The sequence below is a fragment of the Pseudomonas bharatica genome, assembly GCF_048586865.1.
Lineage (GTDB): Bacteria > Pseudomonadota > Gammaproteobacteria > Pseudomonadales > Pseudomonadaceae > Aquipseudomonas > Aquipseudomonas bharatica.
On record NZ_JBMAWR010000023.1, the window covers coordinates 1 to 17,881 of the forward strand.

Sequence of the window (17,881 nt, forward strand, 5' to 3'; positions counted from 1 at the left end):
CAATCGCGGGTGAACCCGCTCCTACAGGGTCCGCATACAGCTTTTAAGTGTTTACCAGCGAAGATCCCGAGCCGGCACCGGTCGTCCATACCAGTATCCCTGCCCCATGTCGCACTGGTGCTCCAGCAGGAAACGCGCCTGTTCCGACTGTTCGATGCCCTCGGCATGGATCGCCATGCCCATGCTCCGGGCCAGGGCGATGATCACCCGGACGATCGCCACGTCATCGTCATCCCCGGGCAGCCCGGCGACGAAGCCCTGGTCGATCTTCAGTTTCTGCACCGGCAGGCGCTTGAGCCGCAACAGCGAGGAATAGCCGGTACCGAAGTCGTCGATGGCCAGGCGCAGGCCTAGGTCGCGCAGGCGATGGAGTTGCTCCAGCGCCACTTCGTGGTCATCCATCACCGCGCTTTCGGTCACTTCGATCTCCAGGCGCGCCGGTTCCAGGCCGGTGTCGTCCAGCACCTGGGCAACCTGCTGGTACATCTCGCGATGGGCGAACAAGCGGCTGGAGACATTGCAGGCGACGAAGTCGAGCACCCTGCCCTCGCCCAGCCAGCGCACCATCTGCTGGCAGGCCTGGCGCATGACCCACATGTCGATGTCGGCGATCAGCCCGGTGCGCTCGGCGATGGGAATGAACTCACCCGGCGAGACCATCCCGCGTTGCGGGTGCTGCCAGCGCACCAGGGCCTCCAGGCCGATCATCCTGCCGCTGAACAGGTCGTGCACCGGCTGGTAGTACACCTGCAACTCGCCCTGCTCCAGGGCCCGGCGCAGCTCGCTGGCGGTTTCCACCCGCTGCTGGGCGTGGGCGGTGAGCTCCTCGGTGTACAAGGCATAACCGGAACGGCCATTGCTCTTGGCCTTGAACAGCGCCGCATCGGCGTTGCGCAGCAGTTGCTCGGCACTCTGAGCGTCGCCGGGAAACAGGCTGATGCCAATGCTGACGGTGCTGAACAGCCGATGGTTTTCCAGCTCGTAGGGTTCCTTCATCACGTTGACGATGAGTTGCGCAAGATCGGCCGCCTGCCCGACCTGCGCGCAGTTCTCGCTGAGGATGGCGAACTCGTCGCCGCCCAGGCGGGCCAGAGTCACGCCGGGGTCGATCACCAGCTTGAGACGGTCGGCCACGGCCTTGAGCAACTGGTCGCCGATGTTATGGCCCAGGCTATCGTTGATGTTCTGGAAATGATCGAGATCGAGCAGCAGCAAGGCGCAGCCGCGCTTGTTGGTTTGCGCCGCAGCCAGGGCCTGCTCGGCCCGGTCATTGAACAGCAGGCGGTTGGGCAGGTTGGTCAGCGGGTCGTGGTGGACCAGGTGGGCCAGCTCGCGCTCGGTGTGCTTGATCGCGCTGATATCGCTGAAAACTGCAACATAGTGTGTCAAACGGCCGCTATCGTCGCGAATTGCGCATATGGTTTGCCATTGCGGGTACACTTCGCCGCTCTTGCGCCGGTTCCAGACTTCGCCACTCCACTCGCCCTTGTCATGCAGGGCGCTGTACATGGCTTGGTAGAACGCCTGGTCGTGCCGTCCGGACTTGAACTTGTTGGGGCGCTGGCCGATGACTTCGTCACGGCTGTAGCCGGTGATGTTGATGAAGGCGCGGTTGACGTGGACGATGATCCCGTCGCCATTGCTCACCAGCACGCCCTCCAGGGTGCTGTCGAACACTGCGGCGGCCATGCGCAGGCGCTCGCGGTCCTCGCGCCTGAGGCGCGCGCCGACACCGATGAAGTTGAGCAGGCGTACCCGGGAAACGAAGATGAGAAAGGCGCTGCAGCCCGCCCACACATAGGCATTGACCAGCTGCCAGGCGGCCTTTTCAGACGGATCATCGAAAACACTGCTTAATATTTGATCAGAAACAACCAGCCACAGTAGCGACAGCACCAGGTACAGCGCGGCCATGCGCAAGGCTTCTCGTGCGGAAACAGACATAGCGTCCCAGATGCCCACATCAAAAGATGGGGCATTATAGGGATAGTTTTCCCGGTTGACCTCCTATCTAAAAGGCCGACTGGTTTTATTTGACATGGTGGTAATAATGTCCATCGCTGTTCAACCGCTCTAAGAGGGCACTCCCACCTATGTGGTATTACGGTTTACTCGACCTGTCGGCCTGGCAACTGCTGGCGGTCACCCTGCTGATGACCCACGTGACCATCGTTGCGGTCACGATCTACCTGCACCGCTATTCGGCGCATCGCTCGCTGGAGCTGAACGCCGGGCTCAAGCACTTCTTCCGCTTCTGGCTGTGGCTGACCACGGCGCAGAACACCCGCGAGTGGACCGCCATCCACCGCAAGCACCACGCCAAATGCGAAACCGAGGACGATCCGCACAGCCCCGTGATCAAGGGCCTGTCCACCGTGCTGCGCAAGGGCGCCGAGCTGTACCGCGCCGAGGCGCAGAACCCGGACACCCTGCGTATCTATGGCAAGAACTGCCCCGAGGACTGGATCGAGCGCAATCTCTATTCGCGCTACAAGCTCGGCGGTATCGCCCTGATGGCGGTGATCGACCTGCTGCTGTTCGGCACCATCGGCATCACCATCTGGGCCGTGCAGATGATGTGGATTCCATTCTGGGCCGCCGGCGTGATCAACGGCCTGGGCCACGCGGTGGGCTATCGCAACTTCGAGTGCCGCGACGCCGCTACCAACCTGGTGCCCTGGGGCATCGTGATCGGCGGTGAGGAACTGCACAACAATCACCACACCTACCCCAACTCGGCGAAGCTGTCGGTGCGGCGTTGGGAGTTCGACATGGGCTGGGCCTGGATCAAGCTGTTCACCTGGCTGCGCCTGGCCAAGGTGCAGCGGGTCGCACCGATCGCCCACCGGGTCGAAGGCAAGGGCCATCTGGACATGGACACCGCCATGGCGATTCTCAACAACCGCTTCCAGATCATGGCACAGTACCGCAAGCTGGTGATCGGCCCGCTGGTCAAGCAGGAGCTGGCCAGGGTGGACGACTCGGTGCGCCACCAGTTCCGCCGCGCCAAGCGCCTGCTGTCGCGGGAAACCAGCCTGCTGGAAGACCGCCATCACCAGCGCATCCAGACCCTGCTCGAACACAGCCATGCACTCAAGGTGATCTACGAGAAGCGCCTGGCCCTGCAGCAGATCTGGGCCCGCACCAGCGCCAACGGCCACGATATGCTCGCGGCGATGAAGGACTGGGTGCACGAGGCCGAAGCCAGCGGTATCCACTCGCTGCGCGAGTTCGCCGCGCAACTGAAAACCTACTCGCTGCGCCCTGCCCTGGCCTGACAGCCCCGTCCATCGCAGCGCCCCTATACGGGGTGCTGCGACCGGAACTTCCCTCCCGAATCAAGTTCTTACCAGATATGTCGCCCGCCTGGCGGGCCGGGCCGTGGCTGCCCCCAGCGCCTTACTAGAAGTACTGCGAACATGGTCGAGAACACCCCGCCGTTCAACCCGCCTCCCGAGGCTGCCCAGACATTGCTGGCCCTGATGCATGCACAAGGCGAGGTTGCCCGCCTGAGCGAGCGCGAGCAGCTGTTCAACTCGCTGCTGGACAGCGTCAACGCCGTGCTCTGGGCCTTCGATTGGGAAACCCGCCAGGTGCTGTATGTCAGCCCGGCCTACGAGCGTATCTTCGGACGTTCCGCCAGCCTGTTGCTGGCCGACTACAACCAATGGCGCGACGCGATCTACCCTGACGACCTCGACCATGCCGAGCGCACCCTGGCCGACGTGCTGGTCAAGGGCGCCGTGGAGGATCGCGAATACCGCATCATCGCCGCCGACGGCCAGGTGCGCTGGCTCAGCGACAAATGCTTCATCAACCAGCAAAGCGAAGGCCAACGGGTGATCGTGGTCGGCATGGCCGAGGACATCACCGAGAAGAAACAGCTCGAAGGCGAGCTGCAGCGCCTGGCGACCACCGACGTGCTGACCCAGAGCAGCAACCGCCGGCACTTCTTCGAATGCGCCGGGCAAGCCTTCGAGCGCGCACGGGTCGAAGGGACGCCGTTGTCCTTCCTGTTGCTGGATATCGATGACTTCAAGCAGGTCAACGACACCTACGGGCATCCGGAAGGTGACCAGGTGTTGCAGCGCATCGCCGACAGCGGCAAGGCCGCGCTCAGGCGCGGGGACCTGTTCGGACGCATCGGTGGCGAGGAATTCGCAGCGGTGTTCCCGGGATGTCCGCCGGAAATGGCGATGCAGGTGGCCCAGCGCCTGCAGCGGGAGATCCAGCGCCTGAGCTTCAGCCATGAAGGGCAGACCTACGGGATCACGGTGAGCCAGGGGCTGACCGGGCTCAATGGCGAAGACAGCGACCTGGATGACCTGTTCGCCCGGGCGGACGCGGCGATGTACCAGGCGAAGCGACAGGGGAAGAACCAGATCGTCCTGGGCTGAAGCCGAGCTTGCCTGTCAGGGCCTCATCGCCGGCAACGCCGGCTCCCACAGGTATTGAGTCCACCACCATGGGGGAGCCGGCGTTGCCGGCGATTGGCCCTCAAGGCTGGCACAAACCGTCTATTCCTTGCGCAACCGCGCCAGCTCCGCCCGTCCTACCTTGAGCAACCGCGCGGTCTTCCCGGCCGCCAGCTCCTCCAATCCGTCCTCCGTCGCCAGCCGCGCCATCTGCCCGGCCAGGTTCATTACCAGGTCCTCCCGGGAATACACCCCGCCGCCCAGTTGATAAACCGCCGCGATCAGCTCACGCAGCTCCAGCGGCAGGCGCCAGCGCGTGCGCAGGGCCGAGCCATAGGCTGCACCCGCCTGGTTCAGCGCCACCTCGACCTCGTTCTCGTCCAGCTCGCCACCGGCCAGCCGCCATTCCTGAAGGCAGCGCAGCAGCGCCAGGTCACCCAGGCAATGCAGCAACCCAGCGCAATAGCAGCGCTCGTAATCCAGTTCGAGCATTTGCGCCAGCTTGCGCCCGTACTCCGCGGTGCGTAACGAAAGCTGCCAGTACTGCTCGGCGTAACGCCCCAGCAGCGGGTCGCTGAGCCTGGCACTGCGCTTGAGGGTCAGGCCGAGGATCAGGTTCATGCTTTGGGTGGTGCCGAGCTTGTTCAGCGCCTGCAGCAGCGTCTGCACCCCGCCCTCGCGATGCAAGGCTGCACTGTTGGCTGCGGCGATCAGCACGGCGGTGATCTGCGGGTCGCTGCGCACTTCCTCTTCCAGCAATCGCAGGTCCAGGCCCTGCGGATTCAACGCGCGCTTGATCGCCTGCTGCACGTCGGCGAACAGCGGCCCGCCGTCGGCCACCGCGCGGTGCTCCTCGATGAAGCGCGACAGCGTCACCCCGGCGCGCAACGGCGGCACTTCGCAGGCAATCGGCCCGCTGCCCTTGAGCAGCTGTTCTTCAAGACGCTGGCGCAGCGCATCGAGGTTGAGCGGCTTGGTCAGGTAGGCGGTCGGCGCCAGCGGCAGTGCCTCGCGCACACTGGTCACGTCACTGCGGCTGCTGATGATGATGAACGGCAACGCCGGCGTGCGCGGCCGCGAGCGCACCTTGCGCAGCAGTTCCAGGCCGTCCAGGCCGGGCAGTTCGCGGGCGGCGATAATCAGGTCGGGCTTGCCCGAGAGGCCTTCCAGCGCTTCGTTGCCATTGGCGCAGACCTTCACTTCGGCGTCACAGCGCACACTGAGCAGCATCTGGGTCAGCATGTCCCGCACCCATGGGTCTCCCTCGGCGATCATCACCTTGGGCGAGGTGGCGGGGTCTACAGCAGTCATTGGAATCTCCTTACGGCCATCACGCGTTCCAGCGTACCTTCCAGGACATCTCCTGTAATCCTTAGAAACCTTAGCGTTCAAAGTTCATCACGCAGGCGAAAAAAAACCCGCCGAAGCGGGTTTTTTCTCTAGCGCATCACAAATCAGGCAAGTTCGGCGAAGCACTCTTCAATGATCGCCAGGCCTTTGTCCAGCAGCGCGTCTTCGGCGGTCAGCGGAACCAGGATCCGCAGGACGTTGCCGTAGGTGCCGCAGGACAGCAGGATCAGGCCCTTGTCACGCGCCTTGGCGACCACTGCGTTGACGGCAGCGGCGTTCGGGGTGTGGGTGCCTTTTTCGAAGACTTCGATGGCGATCATCGAGCCCAGGGCACGCACGTCACCGATGATCGGGTGCTTGGCCTGGATAGCCTTCAGGCCGGTAACCAGACGCTCGCCGACAGCCTGGCTGCGCTCCAGCAGTTTCTCTTCCTCGAACACTTCGATCACGGCCAGGGCCGCGGCGCAAGCGATCGGCGAACCGGCGTAGGTGCCGCCCAGGCCGCCCGGGGCGATGGCATCCATGTACTCGGCCTTGCCACACACACCAGCCAGCGGGAAGCCGCCAGCGATGGATTTGGCGAAGGTGGTCAGGTCAGGCGCGACGCCCATCTGTTCCATGGCGAAGAAGGTGCCGGTACGGCCAGCGCCGGTCTGCACTTCGTCGGCGATCAGAAGGATGCCGTGCTGGTCGCACAGGGCGCGCAGGCGCTTCATCAGCTCTTTCGGAGCAGGCAGGAAACCGCCTTCGCCCTGTACCGGCTCGATGATGATGGCAGCGATGTCACGCGGCTCGGCGTCGTTCTTGAAGATGCGCTCGATGGAGGCGATCGACTCGTCGACGCTCACACCGTGCAGCTCGTTCGGGAACAGCGCGCGGAAGATGCCGCCAGGCATCAGGCCCATGCCTGCGGAGTAAGGCACGACCTTGCCGGTCAGGCCCAGGGTCATCATGGTGCGGCCGTGGTAGCCGCCGGTGAAGGCGATCACGCCAGCGCGGCCTGTGGCGGCACGGGCGATCTTGACGGCGTTCTCGACGGCTTCGGAGCCGGTGGTGACCAGCAGGGTCTTCTTGGCGAAGTCGCCTGGCACGCGCGCGTTGATCTTCTCGCACAGCTCGACGTAAGGCTCGTAGGCCAGGACCTGGAAGCAGGTGTGGCTGACCTTGGTCAGTTGTTCCTGGACCGCTGCGACCACTTTCGGGTGCAGGTGGCCGGTGTTCAGTACTGCGATGCCGCCGGCGAAGTCGATCAGTTCGCGGCCTTCAACGTCGACCACGGTCGCGTTCTTCGCGGTATCGACGAAGATCGGGTGGATCTGGCCTACGCCACGTGGAACGGCGTTGACGCGACGCTGCATCAGGGATTCGTTGGTCTTGCTCATAGAGTCCTCAATTCGCCGATTGGGCGGCGAGTTCAAGAGGGTGGCCGGGAGTCATTGCAGGCAGCATGCGTTGATCGACTGCTGCAATGGCCCGGCCGCCGGGTGTTCCTGTGTAAAAAAGGCCAGCGAGACGTCGCTCTCGCGCCCCGCTGGCAGAGGTAAAGCCTTAACCGCGACTCAGATGCTGAGGCACAGGTATTTGATTTCCAGGTAGTCCTCGATGCCGTACTTGGAGCCTTCACGGCCCAGGCCCGACGCCTTGATACCACCGAACGGCGCGACCTCGTTGGAGATCAGGCCGGTGTTGATGCCGACCATGCCGTATTCCAGCGCTTCGGCGACACGGAACACGCGGCTCATGTCACGGGCGTAGAAGTACGATGCCAGGCCGAATTCGGTGTCGTTGGACATGGCGATGACTTCGGCCTCGTCCTTGAAACGGAACAGCGGCGCCAGCGGGCCGAAGGTTTCTTCCTTGGCGACGGCAGCGGTCTTCGGTACATCGACCAGGATGGTCGGCTCGAAGAAGTTGCCTTCGATCAGCTTGCCACCGGACAGCACCTTGGCGCCCTTGGAGACGGCGTCGTCGATGTGCTCCTGGACCTTGGCCACGGCCTTGCCGTCGATCAGCGGGCCGGTGGTGGTGCCTTCTTCCAGACCGTTGCCGATCTTCAGCTTGGCGACCGCGGCTTTCAGCTTCTCGGCGAAGGCGTCGTAGACACCGTCCTGCACGTAGATGCGGTTGGCGCAGACGCAGGTCTGGCCGTTGTTGCGGTACTTGGAGATGATCGCGCCTTCGACGGCCTTATCCAGGTCGGCGTCGTCGAACACGATGAACGGTGCGTTACCGCCCAGCTCCAGGGAAACCTTCTTGATGTCCTTGGCGCACTCTTCCATCAGCTGGCGGCCGATTTCGGTCGAACCGGTGAAGGACAGCTTGCGCACCAGCGGGTTGCCGGTCAGTTCCGAGCCGACTTCGCCGGCGCTGCCGGTGATTACGCTCAGCACGCCAGCCGGGATGCCGGCACGGGTGGCCAGCTCGACCAGGGCCAGGGCGGAGTAAGGGGTCTGCGAAGCGGGCTTGAGCACCATGGTGCAGCCAGCGGCCAGGGCCGGGCCGGCTTTACGGGTGATCATCGCCGCCGGGAAGTTCCACGGGGTGATGGCGGCGGTGACGCCGATCGGCTGCTTGATGACGATCAGGCGCTTGTCCGGCTGGTGGCCAGGAATGACGTCACCGTAGACGCGCTTGGCTTCTTCGGCGAACCACTCGATGAAAGAGGCCGCGTAGGCGATCTCGCCCTTGGCTTCGGCCAGCGGCTTGCCCTGCTCGGTGGTCATCAGGCGAGCCAGGTCGTCCTGGTTCTCGATCATCAGCTCGAACCAGCGGCGCAGCTTGCTGGCGCGCTCCTTGGCGGTCAGGGCACGCCAGGCCGGCAGCGCCTTGTCGGCGGCTTCGATGGCACGGCGGGTTTCGGCAGCGCCCATTTTCGGCACGGTACCGATGACTTCACCAGTGGCCGGGTTGGTCACCTTGATGGTCTGGCCGCTGTCCGCATCCAGCCACTCACCGTTGATGAAGGCTTGCTGACGGAACAACTGAGCGTCTTTGAGCTGCATGTCGACTTCCCTTGAACACCGTGCACGGACGGCGCGAATTATTGGTAGTTGAGTAAGCACCCTGCGGGGCGCTTGCCTGTAGGAATGAGGCACCGGATCCGGGCCAATGTTCCACTCGCAGGCGTCGAGCGTTTGAAATCTCGAACGAGATCCTAGGAGCAACCCGATAAAAGGACAAGAGGGCGTTCGAAAAAAAGAACGATTGACGGAATGGGTGGTAGGGGCAGGCGACCGGCGGTGGTGATTGAAGGAGCGACGCGGGCCTTGTGGGAGCGGGTTCACCCGCGATTGCGGTGGTGAATTCACTGACGTAATCGCGGGTGAACCCGCTCCCACAGGGTCCGTGTACGTTCGTCAGCCCAGCTCCTTCAGGTAGGCCCAGGGATAGATCCCCCGCTCATGCCCATCACTGAACACCAGCTGGACACCATAGCCCTGCCCTTCCACACGCTCCACCCGCACAGTGTCGCTGACCAGGTCGATCCGCCCGCCCAGCCGCCCTGCTCGACATTGCGAACAGGGGCATGCGCCCCGCAGCCGCGCATGGCTGATCACCTGCTCGCCATCGCGCCATTGCAGGACCAGTTCGCCTGCCTCGCGCCGGTTGCGCACCGCGCTAGGGGCGATCATCAGGCGGCGCCTTGCAACTGGACCAGGGCGATGCGCACCGCCTTGCGCACTTCCGGATCGCTGTCGGCCTCGGCTTCATGCAGGGCCGGCAAGGCCGCCGCATCGCCCAGTTCGCCAAGCGCCAGCGCCGCTTCCTTGCGCAGGTTGGCGATGGCATGCCCGAGCAATTCGGCCAGACCACCCAGCGCCGGACGATGACGCAAACGCCCCAGCGCACGCGCCGCGCGCAGGCGAACCTGCCAATAGCCGTCCTGCAAGGCGTCGATCAATGCCGCACCGGCCTCTGCCTGCCCTACCTTGCCCAGCGTGGTCGCCGCCTCTTCGCGCACTTGCCAGGCGTCGTCCTTCAAGGCGGCGGTAAGCGCTGCAAGCACCGCAGCATCGCGGCCAAGCCCGAGAGCACCGATGGCCGCACGCCGCACCTCGGTATCCGGCTCCTCGGCGGCCAATCGCGCCAGCGCCGGCAAGGCCGGCTGATGCTTGAGCCACCCCAGGATGCCCACCGCTTCGCGACGCACCGCCGCCTCCGGGTCCGCCAGCGCCAGCAAGGCCGGGCCGGCCGCCTCTTCAAGACGCAGTTCGCGCAAGGCGCGCAAGGCACTGGCCCGAACGAAGGCATCGGCATGCGTGGCCCAGGGCAGGATCAGTTGCCCTGCTTCCAGGCTTTTCAATTCGCTAAGGCTTTGTGCTGCCGCCAGGCGCACCGGCTCGGCAGTGTCTGCCAGCGCGGCGCAGAGCGCCTGCACCACTTCAGGTTCTTCCCACGCCTCCAGCAGCCGCGCGGCCTCGGCGCGCACCTCGGGCGCCGGGTCGACCAGCAGCGCATCGGTCAGCCAGGGCAGGCCGTCGGGTTCTTCCAGGTCCGCCAGATCGATCAGGGCGATGCGGCGCACGGCGGCGTCCGCGTCGTTGATTCGCGGCAGCAACTCGCGGATTTCGGGGTTGTCGCTGGTTCTTTCGCTCATAGGGCAATCCGTAACGGTGGGTGATCGCTGTCCGGCAGGCCCAGCGGGGTCAGGCGCGGCAACTCGCGGCCCTCCTCGTGGCGCAGCAGGGCCAGGCAGTGACGCTTGAGATGAGTGAATTCCGGGCTGGTCAGCAGGCTGGCGCGGCGCGGGCGGGAGAAGGTCAGGCGCAGGTCTTCGATAAAGCGCCCGGGGCGCGGGCTCATCACCAGGATGCGGTCGGCGAGGAACAGCGCCTCGTCGATGTCATGGGTGACAAAGACCACGGTGGTGCGGATGCGCGTCCAGATATCCAGCAGCAGTTCCTGCATGCGTGAACGGGTCTGGGCATCGAGGGCTCCGAAGGGCTCGTCCATCAACAACAAGCGGGGACGGTTGATCAGCACCCGGGCGATCTCGGCGCGCTGCTGCATGCCGCCCGACAATTGGCTCGGCCAGCGCTCGGCGAAATCGGCAAGGCCGACCAGTTGCAGCATCTCCAATGCTCGACGTTGCCGCTCGGCCTTGCCCTGGCCCTGCATCTTCAGGCCGAAGGCGACGTTGTCCAGCACACTGCGCCACGGCAGCAGGGTGTGGTGCTGGAAGACCATGCCACGTTGCGGCGAAGGCCCGTCCACAGCCAGGCCATCCACCTGAAGTTGCCCGCCGCTGGGCACCAGATGCCCGGCCAGGGCGCCGAGCAAGGTGGACTTGCCGCACCCCGATGGCCCGAGAATGCACACGAACTCTCCCGGCTCGATGGTGAAATCCAGCGCCTGTACCGCCTCGAAGGCCTGGTTGCCTTGCCCGAGGCGGATGGATACGCCGCGGGCATCGATCCGCCCCGGCTCCGGGGCTTGTTGATAACTGCTCATCACGAGGCCCTCCGCACGCGATACCAGGGCGTCGCCAACGCGCCGAGGCGCTTGACCAGGGCGCTGCTGCCCATGCCCAGCACACCGATCAGGAGCATGCCGACGATGATGTCCGGGTAGTTCTGCAAGGTGTAGGACTCCCAGGTGTAGTAACCGATGCCGAACTGCCCGGAGATCATCTCGGCGGTGACCAGGCAGAACCACGAGGTGCCCATGCCGATGGCAAGGCCGGTGAAGATGCTCGGCAGTGCGCCGGGCAGCACCACTTCCCGCAGGATGGCGAAGCGCCCGGCACCGAGGCTGCGGGCCGAGGCCAGCAGGCGCGGGTCCACCGCCTCGACGCCGTGCACGGTATTGAGCAGCACCGGGAACAGCGCGCCGGTGAAGGTGATGAACACCATGGACAGCTCGGACGACGGGAACATCAGGATCGCCAGCGGAATCCAGGCTACAGCCGGAATCGGGCGCAGCACTTCCAGGGGCGGCAGCAGGGTGTCCTCGGCCCATTTCGAGCGGCCGATCAGCAAACCGAGGCCGACACCCAGCACCGCCGCCAGCAGATAGCCGGCGAACACCCGCGACAGGCTGCTGACGAGGTGCGCGACCAGGGTGCTGGAGGTGAACAGTTGCCAGGCCGCATCGAGCACCGACCTGGGCGTGGGCACGTAGGTGAAAGTGAACAGACCGAAATCCAGCTTGCTGCTCGCCGCGACATGCCAGAACAGCAGGCAGGCCAGCAGCGACAGCACGCGAACCGGCCAGCGCTTGAAGGTACTCGTCATGCGGGGTCTCCAGGGTCAGGCCCCTTGCGGGGCCTACCGATCAGCGCTGGGCGACCAGCCTGCGGCTGGCATCGACGAAGTCAACGGCCTCGCCACCATGGACCTTGGCGTACTGCTCGGCCTGGTCCTTGAGCAGGAAGGCAGACAGTTCGCCCTGGCCGTTGCGCACGAACCAGGCCTGGTTGGCCAGCAGCTTGATGCCGCTGTCCGCCGCCTGGGCGTAGATGGCGCGGATGTCCTTGCCCTCCTGCTCCAGCTGGGCCAGGGCGCCGAGCGCGGCTTGCGGCGAAGCGTAATGACGGACCTTGTCCTCGCCACGCACCCAGATCTGCGCCAGGCGGCTGAAATCGGTGATCGGCTTGCCGGTCAGCGCGTCGTTGGCCTTGAGCGGCAGCGGCGCGTAGTTCTTCAAGGCAACGTCATAGTCCTGGCCGGCCTGCTTGAAGGCGGCGCGGATGTAGTGGTCGTCGATGAACGTGTCGGTGTCGAGGCCGCGATCGGTCTTCTTCAGCAACTTGAGGGTATCGATGGAGGTAGCGACCGCCTGGCGATATTCGGGTTTCCACGTCAGGTCACGGGTCTGCAGGCCGAGCGGGCCGTGGAACAGGTAGTTCACCTCGGCCTCGATGCCGGTGACCTTCTCGATCAGCTCGCTGTACTTCTCAGGCTCCGCGGCGATCAGGCGGTCGGCTTCGAGGCTGGCACGCAGGTAGGCAGTGACCACTTCCGGGTATTTCTTCGCGTAGTCGGCATCGACCAGCGCTCCGTGGAAGGTCGGTGCGTTGGCCTGGGCGCCGTCGTAGATCTTGCGGGCGAAGCCGCGGTTGGGGAACAGCTCGGCGAACGGCACGAAGTCGGCATGGGCCTCGATGCGGTTGCTGCGCAGGGCCGAACCGGCAATCTCCGGGGCCTGGGCGATGATCCGCACGTCTTTCTGCGGGTCCCAGCCCTGGGCAGCGATGGCGCGCAGGAGCATGCCGTGGGCGGTGGAGGCAAAGGGCACGGAGATGGTCTTGCCCTTGAGCTCGGCCAGCGACTGCACGCTGGACGCCGCCGGCACCACGATGCCGTTGCCGCTGCCGTGCACGCTGCCGGACAGCACGCTGATGAACAGGCTGCGCTTGCCGGCATCGAGGTGCGCGACGCCGTTGAACGAGCCGGGGAAGTCGGCCATGGCGCCGAAGTCCAGCTTGCCGGCGACCATCTCGTTGGTCAGCGGGGCGCCGCTGGTGAAGTTCTTCCACTCGATCTGGTACTTGGCGTCCTTGTACTTGCCGTCGTGGGGCAGGTACTTGTCGAGCAGGCCCAGCTCGCGGATCAACAGGCCGCCGGTAGCGCAGTTGATGGTGGTGTCCTGGGTGCCGATGGCGACGCGGATGGTTTCGGCCTGGGCGTTCAGCCCGGCGATCGCCAGCGCAAGGCCGGCCACGGTTGTTGCAAGGCGCATGGTGTTTCCCCTCGAATCATCTAGGTATTGGAATCGTCTCCGCCACCGGGCTGGGTGGTGGGAAACGAGGGGGCAGTGTCAGGGCGTCCGGTGGTTGGGCCGGATGGCGTTTCGCTTGGCGGATCAGCGCAGCAGGTAGGGGATCTCCACCTTGACCGCGCCGGTGGGGCAGTCCTTCTCGCAGGGCATGCAGTACCAGCACTCGTCGAAGGCCATGTAGGCCTTCTGCGTGGCCGGGTTGATCGCCAGAAGGTCCATGGGGCAGACCTCGACGCACACGGTGCAGCCTTTCTCGGCGATGCACTTGTCCTCGTCGATGGTCACCGGGGCGCTGCTGCGAAAGAAGATGTCCTGGGCTTGATAGGCCATTTTCACGGTGTCCTTGGAGCCTGTGGCTCTCTTTATCTGTGGCTGACAATGGGGCTTGTGGTGTGGCTGATGGCCTCATCGCCGGCAACGCCGGCTCCCACAGTTTCGGCGGTGCACACAGATCCTGTGGGAGCCGGCGTTGCCGGCGATGAGGCCACCACAAAATCAGGCGGCGTCGACCCGCACGCGCAGGCGCTCATAGGCCGTCTGCTCGTCGGCATCCAGTGCAATCAGGTAAGGCTCGACCGCTTTCTTGAAACTGGTCATCGCCCCGTCCTCACCCTTCTTCAGATGGCAATGGCAGAACCATTCGCCATCGTTGCGCTCGGGGAAATCGACCCGGTGGTGATACAGGCCCCAGCGGCTTTCCTCGCGGAACAACGAGGCCCGGGCGGCCATTTCGGCGCAGTCGCGGATCACCGCCACTTCCATCGCCCGCATCAGCTCGTGGGGGTTGTGCGCCTTCATCTGCGCCAGGTCGCGCTCGATCTCGGCAAAACGCGCCAGGCCGATTTCCATCTTCTTGGTTACCTTGGGCGGCTGCAGGTAGTCGTTGACCATGCGTCGCAGCTTGTACTCGACCTGGGCCGGCGGCAGGCCGTGCTCGCGGTGCAGCGGCGCGAAGACCCGCTCGCGCTCACGCTCGACCTGCTCCAGGTCCACCTCGGCGAATTCACGCTCAGCGACATAGCTCGCCGCGTTGACCCCGGCGAACCAGCCATAGGTAAAGGCGCCGAGCATGTAGTTGTGCGGCACCGCCGCCATGTCGCCGGCAGCGTATAGGCCCTTGACGCTGGTCTCGGCCTTTTCGTTGACCCACACCCCCGACGCCGAATGCCCGGAGCAGAAGCCGATCTCGGAGATATGCATCTCGACCATGTGCTGGCGGTAGTCGGTACCGCGATTGGCGTGGAACTGCCCGCGACTCGGCCGCTCGTTGCTGTGCAGGATTTCCTCGATGTTCTGGATGGTTTCCTCGGCCAGGTGATCCAGCTTGAGGAACACCGGCCCGTTGCCGCCCTCCAGCTCCTGGTGGAACTCCCACATCATCTGGCCGCTCCAGTAGTCGCACTCGATGAAGCGCTCGCCCTTGCTGTTGGCGGTGTAGCCACCCAGCGGACCGGTAACGTAGGCGCAGGCCGGGCCGTTGTAGTCCTTGATCAGCGGGTTGATCTGGAAGCACTCGAGATTCGCCAGCTCGGCGCCGGCGTGATAGGCCATGGCATAACCGTCGCCGGCATTGGTCGGGTTCTCGTAGGTGCCCATCAGGTAACCCGAGGACGGCAGGCCGAGGCGCCCGGCCGCGCCGCAGGCAAGCACCACGGCCTTGGCGCGGATCACCCGGAACTCGCCGCTGCGGCAGTCGAAACCCAGTACCCCGGCGGCGGCGCCTTCGCCATTAAGGAGGATGCGGGTGCAGACCATGCGGTTGCTGATCTCGACCCGGGCGCGCTTGAGCTGGCGGTAGAGCACCTTCTTGATGTCATGCCCTTCCGGCATCGGCAGCACGTAGGCGCCCATGTGGTGGACCTTTTTCACCGCGTAGTCGCCGGTTTCGTCCTTCTCGAACTTCACACCCCAGCGATCCAGTTGCTCGATGGTTTCGAAGCTGTGGGTGGCATAGGCGTGCACGGCGGCCTGGTTGACGATGCCGTCGTTGGCCACGGTGATTTCCTTGGTGTACTGCTCTGGCGTGGCATGCCCGGGGATGATGGCGTTGTTCAGGCCGTCCATGCCCATGCTGATGGCGCCGCTGCGCTTGACGTTGGCCTTGTCCAGCAGCAGCACGCGCAGCGCCTTGTTCTGCTCCTTGGCCTTGATCGCGGCCATGGGCCCGGCGGTGCCGCCGCCGATGATGACGATGTCGTAGTCCTGGGTCTCGATGCTCATGCCTTGGGCCCCTTCTGGCGGTCGATGCGCAGGCGATACTGGAAGGCGTCGCCACGGTAATAGAGGTGTTCGAAGTCCAGCGGCGTACCGTCGGCGGCGTGGGTCAGGCGTTCGATGCGCATGATCGGCGAGCCCTCCTCGACCTCGAGGGCCTGGGTCAGGTCGCTGTCGGCCAGCACGGCATCGATCGCCAGGTCGGCGTGGCCGAGGGCGATGCCGCAATCGTTCTCCAGCACCAGGAAAATGTCGCGGGTGACCAGGTCGGCCTTCTCCAGCTTCTCGCCGACGGCGCGGGGCAGCCAGGTCAGCTCCAGCGACACCGGCTCGCGGTTGATCAGGCGCACGCGGCGGATCTCGGTCACCGGCGCGCCCTCCTCGATCTGCAAGCGCGCCGCCACCAGGGCACTGGCCGGCACATGGCGCAGGCTGCGCAGGCGGTTGATCACCTCGTACCCCATCTGCGTCATGGATTCGGCCAGGCCCTGCAAGGTGCTGACGTTCTGGAAAGCCTTGGGCTTGGCGACGAACGTGCCCTTGCCGTGGATCTTGAAGATCAGCCCTTCCTTCTGCAGGTCCCCCAGCGCCTGGCGCACGGTGATCCGGCTGACCTCGAACGCCTTGCCCAGCTCGCTCTCCGACGGCATGCGGCTGTGCGGTGGATAGGTGCCGTCCAGAATGCGTTCGCGCAACACTTCCTTGAGCTGGGAATACAGCGGTACCGGGGACAGGGGGAGCAATTCGGCCATGGTTCTCTTCGCTTGTTCGGTGACTTGTTATAACAAGTTGTGACGAGAGGTTAGGCGATCTAAGACCGGATGGTGAAATACCGTTATCGAATATGGATAGTCTGTGGTGCTGGGGAAAACGGCCTAAGATCAAGGCGATGGACGCCATACCCCAAGATGGGTATCATGGCGCCCGCGTTGCACTCGTAGCTCAGCTGGATAGAGTACTGCCCTCCGAAGGCAGGGGTCGTGGGTTCGAATCCCGCCGAGTGCGCCATATACGAGAAGGCCCAGGTGAAAGCCTGGGCCTTTTTCATTTTCAGCGCGATTACCGCAAGGCTGCACGTGTGGGAACGTCGTTCTATTACCAGCTACCCCTTCACCAACCGCGTATCCAGCCCAAACCGCTCCTGCTGCACCAGCCGATACTTCCCCGCCGCCAGCTCGCAGCTCATCAGCAGATTCCACGAATGCCGGCTCACCGCCGACGGGATCAACACGAAGGCATGCTCTGCCAGCAAGGCATCGACGAATTTCTGCTGGTTGGGCGAAGCCGCCGCGCTGCTGAGCCAGACCGGGTTGGGTACGTCCTCAGGCTGTACGACCTTGATCAGGGTGGGGTCCAGCACTTCGAAACAGGTGAGCACGTGGCGCACCGTGTCCAGCGCATCGAAGCCCAGATGCACCGCCACTTCGAGAATGGCGGTCGAAGGGTCCGCCGCGGCGTACACCACCTTGCGCCCCGGCGGATTCCAGCGCCCGCCGAGCTTGTGCGCACCGATGCCGCTGTCCCAGGAATCCTTGTACACCTCACGATCGAGGCGCCATGCGTACCAGCCACCGGACCATGGCAACGGATTCACTGATAGACCCCGTGCTCGATGCGCTCCAGGTAATCCTCGACCGCCTGGAATCCGACCGGGTTGTCGATGACATCCAGCGGCACATCGCCGTCGAGGTACTTGCACGGACGCCCGAGCCATTCCTCGGCAAGCCTCAACGAACCGAACACTTCGATGGCACGCTCCAGCACCCGGGCGAACTGGAAGGCCACGGCACTTTGCTGGGCATTGAGGTGGGCGGACTCCTTGCTGCCCTGGCGCTGCAACGTGCGTACAGACTTGCCGACGATGCGGCTCATGATCTTGCGCGTCGAATACAGCTCGGACAGCGCCAGCATCGCCTGTACATCCTTCAGGTCAAACCCCTTGGCTGTAAGGCGGTAGACCATGACAGGACTGAGCAGCCCGGCCTCTTCTCGAAGCAGGTACTCCGTCGGCCGGCGACTGGCACGGAGGGACTTGCGGGCATAGGTGTCGGCGACGGCCATGGCGTACTCCTTGAGGTGCGACAAGTGACGCAAGCATAGCGCCATTTGTCGCGACCTACACCAACAGCCCGTCGCCTTCCATTCGTTGTCCACCAGAGCGAGACAGTCATACCGTTTTCACC

The 17,881-nt window shown here is 64.5% G+C and carries 16 protein-coding genes and 1 tRNA gene; 3 read left to right on the forward strand and 14 right to left on the reverse strand.

The features are described 5' to 3' along the window. Nucleotides 1-51: 51 nt before the first annotated feature. On the reverse strand, nucleotides 52-1,944 hold the full coding sequence (gene dibA / locus ACKLLE_RS21545) for a phosphodiesterase DibA (RefSeq protein WP_064303159.1): 1,893 nt from the start codon (nucleotides 1,942-1,944) through the stop codon (nucleotides 52-54). A 149-nt stretch (nucleotides 1,945-2,093) separates the two neighbouring features. Between dibA and desA the strand changes: the two genes are divergently transcribed. Both desA and ACKLLE_RS21555 read left to right on the forward strand, forming a co-directional pair. Next, nucleotides 2,094-3,278 carry a delta-9 fatty acid desaturase DesA gene (desA, locus tag ACKLLE_RS21550; RefSeq protein WP_064303150.1) on the forward strand — a complete coding sequence of 395 codons (1,185 nt, stop codon included), beginning with the start codon at nucleotides 2,094-2,096 and terminating at the stop codon, nucleotides 3,276-3,278. Nucleotides 3,279-3,419: 141 nt separating this feature from the next. After that, nucleotides 3,420-4,397 (forward strand): GGDEF domain-containing protein, encoded by a 978-nt coding sequence (locus tag ACKLLE_RS21555; RefSeq protein ID WP_009400186.1) that lies wholly within the window; start codon nucleotides 3,420-3,422, stop codon nucleotides 4,395-4,397. 120 nt (nucleotides 4,398-4,517) lie between these two features. Here the strand turns inward: ACKLLE_RS21555 and ACKLLE_RS21560 are convergent, their stop codons facing one another. The 11 genes from ACKLLE_RS21560 to ACKLLE_RS21610 form a co-directional block, all read right to left on the reverse strand. Beyond that, nucleotides 4,518-5,726 carry a response regulator gene (locus ACKLLE_RS21560; protein WP_064303149.1) on the reverse strand — a complete coding sequence of 403 codons (1,209 nt, stop codon included), beginning with the start codon at nucleotides 5,724-5,726 and terminating at the stop codon, nucleotides 4,518-4,520. A 143-nt stretch (nucleotides 5,727-5,869) separates the two neighbouring features. Further along, the gene (gene gabT, locus ACKLLE_RS21565; RefSeq protein WP_420059032.1) at nucleotides 5,870-7,147 is read right to left on the reverse strand and encodes a 4-aminobutyrate--2-oxoglutarate transaminase; all 1,278 of its coding nucleotides are present in this window, start codon (nucleotides 7,145-7,147) and stop codon (nucleotides 5,870-5,872) included. 177 nt (nucleotides 7,148-7,324) lie between these two features. After that, nucleotides 7,325-8,767, reverse strand: coding sequence for an NADP-dependent succinate-semialdehyde dehydrogenase (gabD, locus tag ACKLLE_RS21570; RefSeq protein WP_009400182.1), 1,443 nt, complete (start codon nucleotides 8,765-8,767; stop codon nucleotides 7,325-7,327). 354 nt (nucleotides 8,768-9,121) lie between these two features. Continuing rightward, nucleotides 9,122-9,397, reverse strand: a complete 276-nt coding sequence (locus tag ACKLLE_RS21575) for a DUF971 domain-containing protein (protein ID WP_064303148.1) — start codon at nucleotides 9,395-9,397, stop codon at nucleotides 9,122-9,124. Continuing rightward, a complete protein-coding gene (locus tag ACKLLE_RS21580; protein ID WP_420059033.1) occupies nucleotides 9,397-10,362 on the reverse strand; it encodes a HEAT repeat domain-containing protein in 966 nt (321 codons plus the stop codon). Before ACKLLE_RS21580 ends, ACKLLE_RS21575 begins: the two co-directional genes overlap by 1 nt. Beyond that, a complete protein-coding gene (locus ACKLLE_RS21585) occupies nucleotides 10,359-11,216 on the reverse strand; it encodes an ABC transporter ATP-binding protein (RefSeq protein ID WP_420059034.1) in 858 nt (285 codons plus the stop codon). Before ACKLLE_RS21585 ends, ACKLLE_RS21580 begins: the two co-directional genes overlap by 4 nt. After that, a complete protein-coding gene (locus ACKLLE_RS21590) occupies nucleotides 11,216-11,998 on the reverse strand; it encodes an ABC transporter permease (protein WP_064303146.1) in 783 nt (260 codons plus the stop codon). The genes ACKLLE_RS21585 and ACKLLE_RS21590 overlap by 1 nt, the downstream gene beginning before the upstream one ends. Before the next feature lie 40 nt (nucleotides 11,999-12,038). Then, nucleotides 12,039-13,445 carry an ABC transporter substrate-binding protein gene (locus ACKLLE_RS21595; RefSeq protein ID WP_064303145.1) on the reverse strand — a complete coding sequence of 469 codons (1,407 nt, stop codon included), beginning with the start codon at nucleotides 13,443-13,445 and terminating at the stop codon, nucleotides 12,039-12,041. Nucleotides 13,446-13,568: 123 nt separating this feature from the next. After that, nucleotides 13,569-13,814 carry a 4Fe-4S dicluster domain-containing protein gene (locus ACKLLE_RS21600; protein WP_009400169.1) on the reverse strand — a complete coding sequence of 82 codons (246 nt, stop codon included), beginning with the start codon at nucleotides 13,812-13,814 and terminating at the stop codon, nucleotides 13,569-13,571. A 165-nt stretch (nucleotides 13,815-13,979) separates the two neighbouring features. Continuing rightward, nucleotides 13,980-15,704: a fumarate reductase/succinate dehydrogenase flavoprotein subunit gene (locus ACKLLE_RS21605; protein ID WP_420059035.1), complete on the reverse strand. Its 1,725-nt coding sequence runs from the start codon at nucleotides 15,702-15,704 to the stop codon at nucleotides 13,980-13,982. Beyond that, nucleotides 15,701-16,450 (reverse strand): GntR family transcriptional regulator, encoded by a 750-nt coding sequence (locus tag ACKLLE_RS21610; RefSeq protein ID WP_009400167.1) that lies wholly within the window; start codon nucleotides 16,448-16,450, stop codon nucleotides 15,701-15,703. The genes ACKLLE_RS21605 and ACKLLE_RS21610 overlap by 4 nt, the downstream gene beginning before the upstream one ends. Before the next feature lie 179 nt (nucleotides 16,451-16,629). Between ACKLLE_RS21610 and ACKLLE_RS21615 the strand changes: the two genes are divergently transcribed. After that, nucleotides 16,630-16,706, forward strand: a tRNA-Arg gene (locus ACKLLE_RS21615). A 94-nt stretch (nucleotides 16,707-16,800) separates the two neighbouring features. Here the strand turns inward: ACKLLE_RS21615 and ACKLLE_RS21620 are convergent. After that, a complete protein-coding gene (locus ACKLLE_RS21620; protein WP_064303141.1) occupies nucleotides 16,801-17,292 on the reverse strand; it encodes an RES family NAD+ phosphorylase in 492 nt (163 codons plus the stop codon). Beyond that, nucleotides 17,289-17,759, reverse strand: a complete 471-nt coding sequence (gene parS, locus ACKLLE_RS21625; protein WP_064303140.1) for a type II RES/Xre toxin-antitoxin system antitoxin — start codon at nucleotides 17,757-17,759, stop codon at nucleotides 17,289-17,291. Before parS ends, ACKLLE_RS21620 begins: the two co-directional genes overlap by 4 nt. Between the last annotated feature and the right edge of the window lie 122 nt (nucleotides 17,760-17,881).